This is a genomic window from Asticcacaulis aquihabitans (assembly GCF_032490435.1).
Classification (GTDB): Bacteria; Pseudomonadota; Alphaproteobacteria; order Caulobacterales; family Caulobacteraceae; genus Asticcacaulis.
Window position 1 is genome coordinate 556,701 of the sequence record NZ_JAVGWM010000004.1, and the last position, 16,657, is coordinate 573,357.

Consider the following 16,657-nt stretch of genomic DNA (forward strand, 5'->3'; position numbering starts at 1 on the left):
TGAATTTCGTTGCAATCTAGCCCATGCGCACATGTTCACCAAGAAAGTCGAGAAACGCACGAATCCGGCCGGGCATGTGACCGCCCTGACCCAGATAAACGGCGTGCAATTCTTCGATGTCTCCGGGATTGCCCTCTTCCAGGACAGGCAGAAGCCGCCCCTGCGCGATATCGTCAGCCGTCATGTAACGCGCCAGACGTGCCAGGCCAAGGCCATCTAGGCATAGGCGATGGACGCTATCGCCGTCGCCGACCTTAACCGGCCCGGGGACAGTGAAAATTTCCGTTCGTCCGTCGATCACCAGCGGCCAGCCGTCCATCATTCGACTGTACCCGAAGCCAACGGAGCGATGGTGGACCAGATCGCCGGGGGTGAGCGGCGTACCATATTTGGCCAGGTAGGCGGGGCTGGCGACAATATCCAGCCGTGTTTCACCCAGTTTACGCGCCATCAGGCCGGAATTCTTCATCGGCCCCGATCGCAGGGCGACGTCGGTGCGTTGTTCGTAAAGATCGACAACCAGATCGGTCATGGAAATGTCGAGCTCGACCTCCGGGTACTGAGCCAGGAATTTCGGCACCAAAGGCAGCAGAATGCGGCGACCGACGGGGACATTGACACTAACCCTAAGGCGGCCGCGTGGTGTGCGATGGGCACCGATGCTGCGCTCCGTGTCATCAAGGTCGGCCAGGAGGCGTACGCTGCGCTCGAAAAACAGCTCGCCTTCGGGCGTCAGCAGAAGCTTGCGGGTAGAGCGGTTGATCAGGCGTGAGCCGAGGCGCGCCTCAAGGCGGCTGATCAGCTTGCTGACGGCCGACGGTGTTAGCCCCAGATCACGCGCCGCCGGCGAAAACCCGCCTAAATCGACGACCCGGACAAAGGCTTCCATATCTCCGAACCGATTGCTGTCTTGGCGCATGATGAAATCAACTCATAAATGATATTCTATAATGCACTCTAATTCATCCGGCGCGAAGCGTCTATCTGATGCGCTTGAAATGGAGTTTCCTCATGCCCCTCGCACTTTACGCCTTAACGATCGGCGCCTTCGGCATAGGCGTCACTGAATTTGTTATTATGGGCCTGTTGCTCGATGTTGGTCACGATTTCCATGTCACGGTCTCCAAGGCCGGCCTTCTGATCAGTGGCTATGCCCTTGGCGTGGTCGCCGGCGCGCCCTTGCTGACCGGATGGATGTCGCGCTGGCCGCAAAAGACGGCATTGATCGTCCTGATGCTCATCTTCACCATCGGCAATATCGCCTGCGCCCTGGCGCCAAACTATGGGCTGCTTATGACCGCCCGGGTGATCACGGCATTGGCGCACGGCAGCTTCTTCGGCATAGGTTCGGTGCTGGCGACCTCCCTTGTGCCGACGGAGCGCCGGGCGTCGGCTGTGGCGCTGATGTTCACCGGCCTGACGGTCGCAAATGTGCTGGGCGTGCCGTTCGGGACCTGGTTGGGCCAGCATTATGGTTGGCGCGCCACTTTCTGGGCCGTCGGCCTGATCGGCGTCGCCGCGATGGCGGTGCTGGCGGCCTTTGTCCCGCATACGGAAGCGCCGAAAGAGGTCGAAAGCTGGAAGAGCGATTTCCGCATCTTTACACGGCGCCCGGTGCTTCTCGGATTGCTGACGACGGTGCTGGGCTTTGCCGGGGTCTTCGCGGTCTTTACCTATATCGCTCCTTTACTGACGACCCTCACGGGCTTCAGCGAAAGCGCGGTTGCACCGATCCTGCTGGTTTTCGGCGGTGGGCTTGTTATCGGCAATCTGCTGGGTGGCCGTCTGGCCGACAGGAACCTGGTCGACGCCTTGCTGGGCGCGATTATCGCTCTGTTCGCGGTCCTGGTGTCTGGCGCGTTTGCCTTGCACAATAAGGTTGGGGCCGTCCTTTTCGTCTTCGGTTTGGGCGTCACGGGCTTCGCCACGGTGCCGCCGTTGCAGATCTGGGTGCTTGGCAAGGCGGAAGGGTCCGGTCAGAGCCTGGCTTCCAGCTTTAACATTGCCGCCTTCAATCTCGGCAATGCCATCGGTGCGTGGGTTGGGGGCGCGGTCATAGCCGGCTACGCCCAAGGGCTCAACATCCTGCCCTGGGTGGCGGCGATCTTGCCAATTTCCGCCTTTGCCGTGGCATGGCTGGCCATTCGACTGGAGCGCAAACCGCAGTTGGCCTGACATACATAAATGCGGCATATAATAAAAAAGCCGCCCGGTTTGATACGGGCGGCTTTTCTTTGCGAGTACGGCAGACGAGCTAGTGATTGTCGCGGGGGAGGCCGCGCGTCTGGGCGATGTGCTGGAACTCGATAGCGTCTTCCAAGCATGCGCCTGTGCCCATCTGGCCCACCGTGCGGCGTTGCATGGCCTGCCACGGCGTCTGGCTGGCGGGGTATTTGTAGCCGCCTTCGGCTTCCAGCTTTTCGCGGCGGGTTTTCAGTTCCTCGTCCGAGATCAACACGTTGACCGTACCAACCTTGAGGTCAACGCGAACCTGGTCGCCCGTCTTGAGCAAGGCCAGGTTACCGCCGGCCGCGGCTTCGGGTGAGGCATTGAGAATGGACGGTGAGCCCGACGTACCGGACTGGCGGCCGTCACCGATACAGGCCAGCGAGTGGATGCCGCGCTTGATCAGATAGGTCGGGGCGCGCATGTTGACCACTTCAGCCGCACCGGGATAGCCGATAGGACCGGCGCCGCGCATGAACAGGATGCAGTGCTCGTCGATGCCAAGCGATTCGTCATCGATGCGGTGGTGATAGTCTTCCGGACCGTCGAACACGACGGCGCGCCCAACGAAGGCTTCCGGGTCGGCGGGGTTCGACAGGTAGCGTTCGCGGAATTCCGGCGAAATGACGGAAACCTTCATGACGGCCGAATCGAACAGATTTCCGGTCAGGACACGGAAACCGGCACGCGTTTTCAACGGTTTGTCATAGGTCTTGATGACGTTTTCGTCTTCGATCACCGCATTGCCGCAGTTTTCGCCGATCGTCTTGCCGTTGACGGTCAGGGCATCCTCGTGGATCAGGCCTTGCGTCATCAGTTGCTTGACGACGGCGGGCACGCCGCCGGCATGGTGATAATCTTCACCCAGATATTCGCCGGCTGGCATCAGGTTGACGAGCAGAGGCACGTCTTCGCCATAGGTCTGCCATTCTTCCACCGACAGATCGACGCCGATATGACGGGCCAGGGCGTTCAGGTGGATAGGGGCGTTGGTCGAACCGCCGATGGCGGAGTTGACGCGGATGGCGTTGACGAAGGCTTCCTTGGTCAGGATATCCGACGGCTTGAGGTCCTCATGCACCATGTCGACAATGCGTTTACCGGTCAGGTAGGCCGTTTCCTGGCGATCGCGGTGCGGCGCGGGGATGGCGGCGGAATAGGGCAATTGCATGCCGAGCGCCTCGGCCAGCGAGTTCATCGTCGTTGCGGTGCCCATGGTATTGCAATAGCCGGTGGACGGCGCGGAGGACGCGACGAGCTTGATGAAGCCCTGATAGTCGATTTCGCCGGCGGCGAGCAGCTCGCGCGCCTTCCAGACGATGGTGCCGGAACCGGTGCGCTGACCCTTGTACCAGCCATTGAGCATCGGGCCGACCGACAGGGCTATGGCGGGGATATTGACGGTGGCCGCTGCCATCAGGCATGCCGGCGTGGTCTTGTCGCACCCGATCGTCAGAACGACGCCGTCGAGCGGATAGCCGTACAGCACCTCGACTAGGCCGATATAGGCCAGATTGCGATCAAGGCCCGCCGTCGGGCGCTTGCCCGTTTCCTGTATGGGATGAACCGGGAATTCCAGCGCAATGCCGCCGGCCTCCCGGATACCTTCACGGATCCGGTCGGCCAGGACAAGGTGGTGGCGGTTGCAGGGAGACAGGTCCGACCCCGTCTGGGCAATGCCGATGATCGGCTTGCCAGATTGCAGTTCTTCGAGCGAAAGCCCAAAGTTCATGTAGCGTTCGAGGTAGAGCGCCGTCATGTCAGGGTTCGACGGATTGTCGAACCAGGCACGAGAACGGAGCTTGGTCGCCTTGACGGAAGGATCGGAGGAGTCGGACATCTGTACTCTTATTTCACAACGTAGAAGTGATGGACGGTCGTCTGGGTGTAGGTTTGACCCGGATCGAGGCGCGTGGTGGGGAAGTCGGGATGATTCGGGCTATCCGGATAGCGCTGGGCTTCGAAGGCGATGGCCTGGTACTTGACCAGCTTCTGGCCGCCCTTGCCGGCAACGGTGCCGTCGAGGAAGTTGCCGGTATACATCTGAATGCCCGGTTCAGTGGTCGAGATGGCCATGCCGCGACCGGACGTCTTGTCTTCCAGAGTGACCGCCAGCTTCGGCGTCGGCGTCACGCCGCCACGGATGATGTAATTGTGGTCGATGCCGCCGTTGCCGATGACAATCTGCGGATCCTTGGCGGTCACGCGCTCACTGACCAGGGCCGGGGTGGTGAAGTCAAAGGGCGTCCCCTTGACCGGCATTTCCTTGCCCGTTGGGATCAGGGACTTATCGACCGGCAGGATGGCGTCGGATTGGATGGTCAGCACGGCGTCGGTGGCCGGGCGCGTCGCCGGAATGCCACCGAGGTTGAACAGGCCATGATTGGTCATATTGATCACGGTTGGCTTGTCGGTAGTGGCCTTGTAACTGACGGTCAGGTCATTGTTTTCGTTAAGCGAATAGGTAACCTCGGCCACGACCTTGCCGGGATAGCCCTGATCGCCGTCCGGCGATGTCAGGGTAAAGGTCACGGAAGAGGTGTCGCCGCCGGATTTCACGTCCTTGATGGTCCAGTTGTTCTTGTCCCAGCCCTTGGTGCCGCCATGCAGCGAATTCGGCGCGTTATTGATCGGCAGGGTATAGGTCTTGCCATCCAGGGTGAACTTGCCCTTGGCGATCCGGTTGGCGTAACGGCCGACCGTGACATTGGTATAGTTCGGAGTCTTTTCGTAGCCCTCGATGCTGTCGTAGCCGATCACGATATCGGCGGCCTTGCCGTCGCGGTCGGGGACCATCAAGCTCTGGATCGCAGCGCCGTAGGTGATGAGGCGGGCGGTGACGCCTTTTGAATTCTTGAGTTCAACCATCTCGACCTGGGTGCCGTCGGACAAGGCGCCGAAGGGCAGGCGGGTCGCCGTGGTGGCGCCGGCCGTTGCGGAAGCGGTTTCCGCCTTTTCCGCGGGCTTGCTGCAGGCCCCAAGGGCCATTAGCACGCTCAGTCCCGCGACAAGCGCAATTCTCTTCGAATTCAGCATATTACATCCTCTCTGAGATCAACCGTACCGTCATTGGGCGGCCGGTCTCCAACCTGTGTTGCAACCCAGATGAGACTCCGGGCGCATAATTATGAGTCACCGACTCCGTCATACCGCGCGGGCATTAGTCAGACAATAAAAAAAGTATATATCGTACAAAATAAAACAGAAAACGGATCAAATAATCGCGTTCACATGCACGGTAGGCCGTGGCCCATCCCAGGCCTGTTTCCCATCACGGTACAGAGTCACCGATTCTCAGGGATGGAAGGTTTTCTGCGTGTCTTCATGCGCCATGCGGATCAGCGATTCCATGCACCACCGCGCCCCGCCGGCATCGCGGCGTTCGATGGCTTCAAAGACGCGCTCATGGTCCGGCACCGGGTCGCGGGTCAGGGCGTTGTGACGGGCCTTGTACCGCGTGGTCCACGACACTGCGGCTTCAATGGAGCTGGACAGCGATGCCAAGGCCTCGTTGCCAGTCGCCTGAATCAGCGCATGGTGGAAGTCGAGATCGGCGCGGCGGCCGGTTTCCGTCTGCAAGGTGTCGCGCTTCATGATGTCCAGTGCGGTGCGCATCTGTTCCACCTGATCGTCGCTGCGGCGCACAGCCGCCAGCTCGGCGGCGGCGGGTTCGGTGATCAGCCGAAGTTCGAACAGGGACTTGATGAAGTCCTGGCTTGGCTCCGTTTCGAACATCCAGCCCAGAACTTCGGGGTCGAGCAGGTTCCAGCGTTCGCGTTCGGTGACGCGCGTGCCGGTTTTCGGCCGGCTTTCGACCATGCCCTTGGCGGCCAGGATGCGGATCGCTTCGCGATAGGCCGAGCGCGAGATGTCGAGCTTCGAACTCGATTCAATTTCATTGGGCAGGATCTCGCCAGACTTGAACGTGCCCTTGAGAATATCGACGCCCAGGCGATGGGCGAGGGCGCCATGCAAACGGCCCTGATACATGCTGTGGCCGTGTATGGCGGCATTGTGCTGGCCGTCCGTTCGCAACGGGCGTCCACCGCTCATTTTCAGACGGTTGCCGGTCGGGCGTAATTCGGTAGTAGGGGGCGGGGCAACGGGTTTTCTCATGCCTTAACACATGACATTGAATTGTCTGTTTGACAAAGTGAATTTACAAGCTAAAGAGCTTGGGTTAAATCCATTTGTCTGAGTAAATAACGCGGCGGGCTGCCGAAAAAAGTGAGGAAATACCATGTCCCTACGTCTCATCCAGATAGTTACGCCGGAAGGTGAGCGCCGCGTCCTGGCAGCTCAGGCGGACGGATCTGCGCATGTTATTTCCGGCGTGAATTCGACCTATGAATTGGCCCGCAAGGCGATTGCCGCCGGCAAGTCCCTGTCCGATCAAGTGGCCGCGCTTGGGACGGGCGAGGCGGTCGATGTCGCCGTGGCCTTGGCCGAAGGTCGTGTCCTGGCGCCGATCGATCACCCCGATGCTGCGCACCTGCACGTAACGGGCACCGGATTGACCCATCTCGGTTCCGCCGAAGGCCGCGACAAGATGCACAAGGCGGCCGCCGCAGCGGAAACCCAGACCGATTCGATGCGCATGTTCCTGATGGGTGTGAAGGGTGGCAAGCCTGAGGCTGGCACCGTTGGCGCTCAGCCGGAATGGTTTTACAAGGGCAATGGCTCGACCCTGGTCGGTCCCGGCGCCGAATTGCAATCGCCGGCCTTCGCCGAAGACGGCGGTGAAGAGCCGGAAATGGCCGGTATCTATGTGATCGGTGATGATGGCGCGCCCTACCGGATCGGTTACGCGCTGGCCAACGAGTTCTCCGACCATGTCACCGAAAAGCAGAATTACCTGTGGCTGGCCCATTCAAAGCTGCGCCCCGCTTCGCTTGGCGTCGAAATCCTGACGGGAGAGCTGCCCCGCGACGTGCGCGGCACCTCGCGCATCTGGCGCGGCAATGAAATCATCTGGGAAAAGCCTTTCATCTCGGGTGAGGACAATATGTCCCATTCGCTGGACAACCTGGAACACCACCACTTCAAATACGACCTGTTCCGCCAACCCGGCGACGTACATGTCCATTGTTTCGGCACCGCCACGGCATCCTTCGCCGACGGCATCCAGACCAAGGACGGCGATGTCTTTGAAATCATTGCCGAGCCCTATGTCTACGGCCTGCGTAATCCGCTCAAGACCAATGCCGAGCAGACGGTGGCCGTAAAGGCGCTCTGATCGACACAGTCTCTCATTGAAAAAGCTCTTATTGAAAAAGCTCCGGGCGACTGTCCGGAGCTTTTTGTTTTTGGGCGGCCCGTCACCTATCGTGGCGGATTGTGCTTTTCGATAAAGGCGACGATGGCTTCGTACATGTCCGCCCGCGCGGCTTCGTTGGTTTCCCAATGGTCGGTATGGTCGTATTGAATGAAGGTGACATCCTTCTTGGCCGCCTTAAGGGCGTTGACCATGGCGAGGCTCTGACTGAATGGGACGACGGTATCGTCCTTGCCGTGAACGATCAGTATGGGGATGTTCATCTTGGCGGCATGGAAAACCGGCGAGACCTCGGCATAGGTGGCTGGATCGCCGAGGATGCGCTTTTCCCCCCGATAGGTGGTCGACTCGACGGTGGTGTCATAGCCACGAATGCTTTCCAGGAAATCGCCCAGGTCGGTCACGCCGGCCACATCAACGGCGCAGCGATAGATACCCGGATCGAAGGCCGCACCGGCCAGGGCGGCATATCCGCCATAGGAGGTGCCGACGATGCAGACGCGCTTGGGATCGACCGTTCCTGCCTTGACCAGATGACGCACGCCGTCCGACAGATCGGTTTGCATCTTGCGGCCCCATTGAGCGTAACCGGCTTCAACGAAATCCTCGCCGTAACCGCTTGATCCGCGGAAATTGGGCTGCAACACGGCGTATCCGCGTGAGGCGTAGGCCTGAGACTCGGAGTCGAATTCCTGTCCGTCCCGCGCCACCGGGCCGCCGTGCGGCAGCACCACAAGCGGCAGGTTTTTAGCGTCACGGTTGGGCGGCAGGCTGAGATAGGCTTCGATCTCCAGTCCATCGGCGGCCTTATAGGTGATCACGGTTTTTGTGGTGATCCATTCCGGCGGGATGTGCGGATATTCCGCGCCTATGGTCAGGCTGGTCCCGGCCTTCAAATCCAGGAAGTAGTAGGTGCCGGCGTCGTCTTCACCTTCGGAATAGATAATCATCTGGCGCGGATCATCGGCTCGGTCGATGATGCTCATGCGGTAGCCTTCGACTGATGCCTTGGCTTTGTCGACCAGGGCATTCATCGCCGGATCGAAATAGTGTTCCTGGGTCCAGCCGTCATAGGTCGTATATCCGCTGAGCCGGAATGTCTTTGGATCGAAAATCGGTTCCGCCGTAAGCCCTTTGATGGGCAGCGGTGATGAAAACACTCCATCGGCGGACACTTCGTAATAGTGCCCCTTTGTTTCGCCGGCATTCATAAAGACCACGACCGATTGACCGTCACGCCCCAGCCCGACCAGATTGGGATAATCCAGTTCCGCATGCTGGCTGAAGATGGTCTTCCAGATGCCCTGGTTATAGCGCTGCAACTCCCAGACCTTTGTCTTTTGAGAATAGGTGGCACGCGCCAGCATCTCGCCATCCGGCGTCAGTATCCAGTTCTCGGTGTGCCACGGCGCCCTGTCCATGACTGTGGCGTTGGCCGACCGGTCGAGATCGAAGCGGTAAAGATAGCGCGCTTCGTCGTAATTGATCGGAAAGGACGATGCGGTGAGCTGCCGCTTGCCATTCGAGTGGATGATCCGCACGGCGCCGCTGACGAAGCTTTTGAACCCTTCGATCTGGCTGAACAGGGTGTTGATGGTCCGAGCCTGCAGGTTATAGACGCTGACGATATAGTAGGTGTCGCGTCCGCCGGAAAAGGCTTCGAACTTGTCCGTCGCCATCGATGTAACCGCCAGATGACCGTCGTCGATCCACCAGATCGAGGCGATCTTGGCCGTCCCCAGATCATAGGTCTGGAAGGCCTTGGTGGCGATGACGTATTCATAGAGGTATTTGCGGCCGTTCTCTTCGCGCATGTAGGCGATGTGGGTACCGCCAGGCGACAGGCAAACGAAGCGAAGCGCCGGTGATTTCGCCCAGTCGCGCGGCGTTGGTCGCGGCAGCAAGTCCGCCGCGTTGGCCGCATTACCCAGTCCTATAGTCAAAGCGCCTGCGCCCGTCATGGCAAGGAGAGCGCGGCGGTTCAGGGTGCGCCGATTCAGGGCACGGCGATTCTGGGCATGGGGCATCAGCGGTCTCAAAGGGCAGTTCCCCAAGCTATGATGTGCCGCGCGGCAATTCAAGCGCGCGGTTGCCAAACCTAAGGACGCGTTACGGGCAGTCCTGGCATATTAGGCGGGCGGGTTGTGTTTTTCGAGGAACGCGATAGCGGCCTTCATCATCTCTATACGAGCCGATCCGATGGTTTCCCAGTGATCTTGCCCCTTATAGGTGATAAATTCGACGGGCTTGCCGGCGGTTTTGAGCGCGCTTTCCATGCGACGGCTTTGGTCGATAGGAACAACGGTGTCGTCTGTGCCGTGAATGAGCAAAATCGGACAGGAGGCCTTTGCCGCCTGTCTCGCGGGCGATATGTCGCTGTAGTGCGCAGGATCTCCCATGAAGCGCTTCCAATAGCGTACCGTCGTGGAGTCAATGACACCATTATTGGCGGTTTCCCAGTCGAGCATGGCTTTAAGGTCGGATACGCCCGCGATGGCGACGGCGCAGGTGTAGACGCCAGGATCGAGCGTCGGGCCGGCCATGGCGGCATAACCGCCGTAGGACGCGCCCAGAATGGCCACACGCTTAGGATCGACCACGCCTTTCGCGACCAGATGGCGAACGCCGTCGGACAGATCGGTCTGCATCTTGCGGCCCCATTCGCCGTAGCCGGCCTGCGTGAAACTATCGCCGTAACCGCTCGACCCGCGGAAATTCGGTTGCAGCACAGCATAGCCGCGTGAGGCCAGGGCTTGGGACTGCCAGTCGAAATCGATATAGTCGCGTGCCTCTGGCCCGCCGTGTGGCAGGACGATAAGCGGGAGATTGTTCGCCGCCTTGAACGGCGGCAGAGTCAGATAGGCATGAATATTAAGTCCGTCCGCCGCCTTATAATCGATGGCCGTCTTGTTTGAAATCCATTCTTCCGGCAGGTCCGGATAGACGGCGGCGACGGGTTGTGCCTGTCCGGTCGTGAAGTCGATATGATAATAGGTCCCGGCATCGTCCGGCCCCTCGGTCTTGACGATCATCTGGCGCGGGTCTTCGGCATAATCCGCAACTTCATAGCGGTATCCATCGCCGACCATCTTGGGCAGGGCATCGTAAAGCTTTTTCAGCAGCGGATCGAAATAGTCAGGATGGAATGACTCGTCATAGCGGCCAAAACCGACCAACCGACCTGTTGTCGGATGGAAAAGGGGGAAGTGTTCACCGGTCTTGTCCTCCGGATGGAGCACGGGGCCCAGCACGCCGTCCGCTGACACTTCGTGGTATTCCGGCGTTTTACCGTCGTCCGGATAGATATAGATGACAATTGAATTGCCATCGCGTCCCAATCCGGATGCGCCGGGTGCCGACAAGCCGTCGCCCTTATGGCGGTAAATCGTCCTGAAGTTTTTGCCCCCGCTCGCCAGATCCATATTATAGGCCAGGACGAACTCCTTGCGGAAATCGTCATAGGTTGTGAAGGCCGCGACGCGTCCATCGGGTGTCACGACAAAATTGTCGGTTGTATTGGTTCCGGCCAGCAGGCGTTCCCCGCGTTCGCTGTTCGGATCAAAGCTGAACAGGTCCAGGCTGTACTCGCCCTGCATATTGTAGTTCGAGGCCGTAACGCGATATTTTCCATCCACCTTGATACGGTGCAAACTGCCCATCACGATCGGATAATAGCGGCTTTGCGACGTCATCAGCGTCCCGGTGGTCGAGGGCTTCTGCGCATAGTCGAAGAAGGTGACAAACTTGGTATTGTCTATGTCGATGCTGCGTGCCTGTAAAACTTCGGCGCGGGCCTTGACGAATTCCGGCACTGTAACAGTGGCGGAATCCACCATTATGATGTGAGAGTTGTCGCCCCAGAAGAGGTCACGTACCTTCTTGACGGGTATGGCGAAGGCCTTGGGCTTGGGTTCGCCTATGGTCAGGGCCACGAGGATATTGTCGTCACCGGTCTGGGTAATCCCGGCCACGCGTTTGCCGTCGGGTGACAGGGTGACCGAGCGAATTTTCGGGGTCGCGTAGGTTTCGATTGATGGCTGCGGCGTGGTCGGAGCGGCAGCGCGCGCCCGCACTGGATTTGCCAGTGAAAACGCCAGTGCGGAGCCGGAGGCCAAAAGAGCACGGCGATCGAGTGTAAAAGTCATGATAGTCCCCCAATATTACCGTAACCTTATTCGTATCTTTCGAAACGTCAAGCGCTATGCGGGGTTGTGTTTCCCCAGAAAAGCCATGGCCACCTTCATCATTTCGATCCGCGATGACCCAACGGTTTCCCAGTGGTCCTGGCCTTTGTAGGTAACGAATTCGACGGGTTTTCCGGCGCGCTTGAGGGCGCTTTCCATGCGACGGCTTTGGTCGATGGGAACGACGGTATCGTCGGTGCCGTGAATGAGCAGCACCGGGCAACTGGCCTGAGATGCCTGTTTAACGGGCGAAATGGCATCCCAGTCCTTGGGGTCACCGGTGAGGCGTTTCCAGTACAGGACATTGGAACCGCTGCTACTGTTGCTCTGCGCAGCAATGAAGTCCGAGAAGGTTTTCGGATCGCTGATGCCGGCGATGGATATGGCGCACCGATAGACGCCGGGATCTATGGTGGCGCCGGCCAGGGCAGCATATCCACCGTAGGAGGCGCCCATTATGGCCACACGTTTTGAATCGACCAGGCCTTGCCTGACTAGGTCGCGCACGCCATCGCTCAGATCGGTCTGCATCTTGCGGCCGAACTGGCCGTACCCTGCCTCCACGAAGTCACTGCCGTAGCCAGAAGATCCGCGGAAATTGGGCTGCAGAACGGCGTAGCCGCGCGACGCCAGGGCCTGGGTCTGCCAGTCGAAATCGATATAGTCGCGCGCTTGCGGCCCCCCGTGCGGCAGCACGATCAGCGGCAGGTTTTTCGCCTCATGCTTTGGCGGCAGTGTCAGATAGGCATGTATTTGCAGCCCGTCCGTTGCCTTATAGGTAATCGGCTTCTTTTGCGTGATCCATTCGACCGGCAGGTTTTCGTAGTTTGAGCCGATGAATTGAAAGTCGCCTGTGGCTTGGTCGACGAAATAATAGCTGCCGGCGTCATTGGCGTTTTCTTTGTACAGGATCATTTTTCGCGGATCTTCGGCGAAATCGACAATGCGGACACGAGACTCCTTACCCATGAGTTCAGGCATGTTGTCCGCCAGTCTTTTCAGTAAGGGATCGGTATAGTCGTAGGTTACCCAGTCGTCATGATGCGAGAAACCAGCCAATCGTTTCGTGGTGGGATGGAAAAGCGGGGCCGCGCTGATATAGTCGCTGGTATCGAGCGACGGACCGATCGTTCCGTCGGCGGAAATCTCATGATATTCCCCCTTCGATTCCCCGTTCGCAAAATAAACGACGACCGACGTGCCATCTCGGCCCAACCCTTCGAGGGAGGGGTAGTTCAGAGCTTCCTTGACCTCATAGATTTTTTTGCAGACCGGCGTCTTGCCGCGTGGCGCAGTGTTGTAAAACAACGCCCATTCCTTACGGCTGTCGCTGAATACGGAGTAGGCGACCACGTAACCATCCGGCGCAATGACGAATCCTTCGGTATCAATGGGCGCTTCATAGACCAGCCTGCCGTCCAGTTTATCAAGATCAAATTGAAATAGGCAGAAAAAAGATCCTGCCGACAGCCTGTAGTTGCATGCCATCAGGTGGGGCACGCCATTTATCTTGACGGACTCTACAGGGCCTATAACGATGCTGTAAAAGCGTCTGTCTTGGTCGAAAAGGGCGCGAAGTGTGCCGGTGCGCAGGTCTAGTACTTGAGCGAGGTTCACCTCCTGTTTCTGTCCCCTGAACTGCCGCAAGGAGGTAGTTTCGGAATTGATGATGACGACGTGGTCGTTATCCGCCCAGAACAGACTGCGGACTTTCGCCGCCCCGAAGATAATGCTTCTGGGGTTTCCGTTGGAGACATCAAAATAGACCAGGATCTTGTTGTCGCCGTCTTGGCTAACGAGTGCGATACGTCGACCGTCCGGCGACAGAGCGATGTGATCGATCAATGGCGAGGCGGCATAGGTTTCGATAGGCGGCGGCGTGGAGGACGCTACGTTGTTTTGCGCGCGCGTTGAAAGCGGAATCAGGCTGAGCACTGTCGCTAAGGTGGATAGGCGTAAGACGGCGCGGCGATCGAGTGTCATCATATTCCCCCAATTCTAGTGAACGCATAAGTCTTTCCGGCACCCTATGCGGGGTTGTGTTTCCCCAGAAAAGCCATGGCCACCTTCATCATTTCGATGCGCGATGACCCGACGGTTTCCCAGTGGTCCTGGCCTTTGTAGGTAACGAATTCGACTGGTTTTCCGGCGCGCTTGAGGGCGCTTTCCATGCGACGGCTTTGGTCGATCGGAACGACGGTGTCATCCGTGCCATGTATCAGCAAAATCGGGCAATTGGCCTGAGCGGCCTGTTTGACGGGGGAAATTGCATCCCAACCCTTGGAGTCGCCCATGAAGCGTTTCCAGTACAGGACATTGGAGCTGCTGTGGCTGTTGCTGAGTTCGGCAATGAACTCGACGAAGGATTTCGGATCACTGATGCCGGCGATGGCGACGGCGCATCGGTAGACGCCTGGGTCAAGCGTCGCGCCTGCCAGGGCGGCATATCCGCCATAGGACGCGCCAAGGATTGCCACACGTTTCGGATCGACCACGCCCTGTTTGACCAAGTCGCGTACTCCATCGCTGAGGTCGGTCTGCATCTTGCGACCAAATTCACCGTGACCGGCTTCGACGAAGTTGCTGCCGTAGCCGGAAGAACCACGAAAATTAGGTTGCAGCACCGCATAGCCGCGTGACGCCAGGGTCTGGGTTTGCCAGTCGAAATCGATATAGTCGCGCGCTTGCGGGCCGCCGTGCGGCAGCACGATCAGGGGCAGGTTTTTCGCCTCATGCTTTGGCGGCAGCGTCAGATAGGCGTGAATTTGCAGCCCGTCCGCCGCCTTGTAGGTAATCGGCTTCTTTTGCGTGATCCATTCGACCGGCAGGGTTTCGTAGTTCTGGCCGATGATCTCCAGGGCGCCGGTGCTCAGATCGGCAAAATAATAGCTTCCGGCGTCTTCGGGGCTTTCCACGTAGAGAATCATCTTGCGCGGATCTTCGGCGAAATCGGAGATCGCTACGCGGCAATCTTCGCCCATCAGTTCGGGTAGAGCCGCCGCCAATTTTTTCAGCAGGGGATCGGTATAATCATAGCCAACCCAGTCGTCTTGATGCGAGAAGCCCGCAAGCCGGTAGGTGGTTGGATGGAAAAGCGGTGTCGTGCTGATATAATCGCTGGTATCGAGCGACGGACCGATCGTGCCGTCGGCGGAAATCTCATGATATTCGCCCTTCGATTCCCCGTTCGCAAAATAAACGACGACGGACGTGCCATCTCGGCCCAGCCCTTCGAGAGACGGATAGTTCAAGGCTTCCTTGATCTTGTATATCGATCTGAACCGCTCCGATTTTCCGCGCGGCGCTGTGTTGTAGAAGAGCACCCATTCCTTCTTGCTATCGTCGAAGTCGGAATAGGCGACGACGTAACCGTCCGGCGCAATGACGAATCCTTCGGTATCGTTCGATCCTTCGTAGACGGGCCGGCCGCTTGGGCGGTCGAGAGGAAAACGGTAGAGGCAACGATTAAAAGCGCCATCCATCCGGTAGTTTGACGCCATGAGATTGACGACGCCATCAATCTTCACGCGATAGACGGGGCCGAAGACGATGCCGTAGAAGTGGTCCAGTTTGTCGAACAGGGTGGTGATCTTGTTCGTCTTCAAATTGATTAACCGCGCCAGGCTAACTTCCTGTTTGTCGCCGGTGAATTGCGGAAGGGACGTCGTTTGTGAATCGCAAACAACAACTTGCTCTTCGTCCGCCCAGAAGAGATTGCGGATCTTGGCGGGACCCAGGCGAGTCGCTGTCGGCTTGCCACCGGGCACATCGAAATAGACCAGCAACTTGTCGTCGCCTTTTTGGCTGATAACAGCCACGCGCTTGCCGGCCGGCGACAGGGCGATATGATCGACCATCGGTGACCCGGCATACATTTCTATCGGCGGTGGGCCGGCGTTAACCGTGTCCTCCGCCCGGGCCAAGGGCGGCAGAAGGCTGAGCGCGGCGACGGAGCCGGACAGGCGCAACAGGGCGCGGCGATCGAATACTGGTGTCATGTAACCCCCCACAGGCATTTCTCCCCATGGCTATAATGTTCGCGTCAGGCGCGCAAGGGGGTAAACCTGCAAGACGAGGGCGAAGCGGGGATAAGCGTCAGAACTGGTTGCGAAACCAGGTCGACTGCCGTTTGGCGTAGTTGCGCGTTTTCTGCTGCGCCAGGGTCAGGGCCTCGTCCAGGGGCATGTCGCCGTTGAGGTAAGCCACGCATTCGGCCAGACCCAGCACCCGCATGATAGGCCAGCTGGGTTCGAGTCCCTTGGCCACCAAGGCGCGAACCTCGTCGAGCGCGCCTTGATCGAGCATAAGGCGCAGGCGACGGTCGCATCGCTCATAAAGCCAGTCGCGGTCGGGCTGTAATATATCCAGCACATAGGAATCTTGGGGGAGCTCCGGCGTCGTCCGGGCCTGCCAGTCGGACAGGGACTGGCCGGTTTGTAGCCAGACCTCATAGGCGCGCGCCAGTCTTTGCTGATCATTGGGCATGATGCGCGCTTCGGATTGCGGATCGTGGGCTTTCAGGACGTCTCGGAGCTTGGCCTCGCCCATCTCAGAATAGGCCAATCGCGCCGCCGCGCGGACATCGTCGGCAATATCCGGAATCTCGGCCAGACCGAAGATCAGTGAATTGAAATAGAGCCCTGTTCCGCCGACTATGCACAGCGGCGGGCCGCCATTCAGCGCGTCCGCGATATGGGGTCGCGCTGCCCTCAGCCAATCCCCGGCCGACCACTGCGCCTGGGGTGCCAGGTGCCCATAGAGATGATGCGGTGCGCGCGCCATGTCGTTAGCGTCCGGCCGCGCTGTCAGGATCGGCACGTCGGTGTAGAGTTGCATGGAATCGGCATTCAGGATTGCCCCGCCTGTCCGTTCCGCCCAGTCCAAGGCCTTGGCCGACTTGCCCGAGGCGGTCGGGCCGGCGAGGAGATATATGGGGCGGTCGAATTCGGGCATTTAGGACTTTAACTGGCGG

General features: G+C 59.0%; 11 protein-coding genes. 2 read left to right on the top strand and 9 right to left on the bottom strand.

What is annotated here, in order from left to right:
• Positions 1-16 precede the first annotated feature (16 nt).
• Complete coding sequence (locus RCJ00_RS16940) at positions 17-919, bottom strand: LysR family transcriptional regulator (protein ID WP_316223416.1); 903 nt, start codon at positions 917-919, stop codon at positions 17-19.
• A 92-nt stretch (positions 920-1,011) separates the two neighbouring features.
• On the opposite strand from RCJ00_RS16940, the gene RCJ00_RS16945 reads away from it, so the two are divergent.
• Positions 1,012-2,175: an MFS transporter gene (locus RCJ00_RS16945; RefSeq protein ID WP_316223417.1), complete on the top strand. Its 1,164-nt coding sequence runs from the start codon at positions 1,012-1,014 to the stop codon at positions 2,173-2,175.
• Between the two features lie 79 nt (positions 2,176-2,254).
• Here RCJ00_RS16945 and RCJ00_RS16950 read toward each other — a convergent pair whose 3' ends face one another.
• From RCJ00_RS16950 to RCJ00_RS16960, 3 genes are all read right to left on the bottom strand, one after another.
• Entirely contained in the window at positions 2,255-4,066 is a 1,812-nt protein-coding gene (locus RCJ00_RS16950) for an IlvD/Edd family dehydratase (protein WP_316223418.1), read from the bottom strand.
• Positions 4,067-4,074: 8 nt separating this feature from the next.
• On the bottom strand, positions 4,075-5,262 hold the full coding sequence (locus tag RCJ00_RS16955) for an aldose epimerase family protein (protein ID WP_316223419.1): 1,188 nt from the start codon (positions 5,260-5,262) through the stop codon (positions 4,075-4,077).
• 258 nt (positions 5,263-5,520) lie between these two features.
• Positions 5,521-6,342, bottom strand: a complete 822-nt coding sequence (locus RCJ00_RS16960) for a FadR/GntR family transcriptional regulator (RefSeq protein WP_316223420.1) — start codon at positions 6,340-6,342, stop codon at positions 5,521-5,523.
• A gap of 124 nt (positions 6,343-6,466) precedes the next feature.
• On the opposite strand from RCJ00_RS16960, the gene araD1 reads away from it, so the two are divergent.
• Entirely contained in the window at positions 6,467-7,462 is a 996-nt protein-coding gene (gene araD1 / locus RCJ00_RS16965; protein ID WP_316223422.1) for an AraD1 family protein, read from the top strand.
• 86 nt (positions 7,463-7,548) lie between these two features.
• On the opposite strand, the gene RCJ00_RS16970 is transcribed toward araD1, so the two are convergent.
• From RCJ00_RS16970 to miaA, 5 genes are all read right to left on the bottom strand, one after another.
• The gene (locus RCJ00_RS16970) at positions 7,549-9,528 is read right to left on the bottom strand and encodes an alpha/beta hydrolase family protein (protein ID WP_316223424.1); all 1,980 of its coding nucleotides are present in this window, start codon (positions 9,526-9,528) and stop codon (positions 7,549-7,551) included.
• A 102-nt stretch (positions 9,529-9,630) separates the two neighbouring features.
• On the bottom strand, positions 9,631-11,646 hold the full coding sequence (locus RCJ00_RS16975; RefSeq protein ID WP_316223426.1) for an alpha/beta hydrolase family protein: 2,016 nt from the start codon (positions 11,644-11,646) through the stop codon (positions 9,631-9,633).
• Between the two features lie 54 nt (positions 11,647-11,700).
• Positions 11,701-13,671, bottom strand: a complete 1,971-nt coding sequence (locus RCJ00_RS16980; RefSeq protein WP_316223427.1) for a S9 family peptidase — start codon at positions 13,669-13,671, stop codon at positions 11,701-11,703.
• Positions 13,672-13,712: 41 nt separating this feature from the next.
• Positions 13,713-15,683 carry an alpha/beta hydrolase family protein gene (locus tag RCJ00_RS16985; RefSeq protein ID WP_316223428.1) on the bottom strand — a complete coding sequence of 657 codons (1,971 nt, stop codon included), beginning with the start codon at positions 15,681-15,683 and terminating at the stop codon, positions 13,713-13,715.
• A gap of 97 nt (positions 15,684-15,780) precedes the next feature.
• Positions 15,781-16,638, bottom strand: a complete 858-nt coding sequence (gene miaA, locus RCJ00_RS16990; RefSeq protein ID WP_316223429.1) for a tRNA (adenosine(37)-N6)-dimethylallyltransferase MiaA — start codon at positions 16,636-16,638, stop codon at positions 15,781-15,783.
• Positions 16,639-16,657 lie beyond the last annotated feature (19 nt).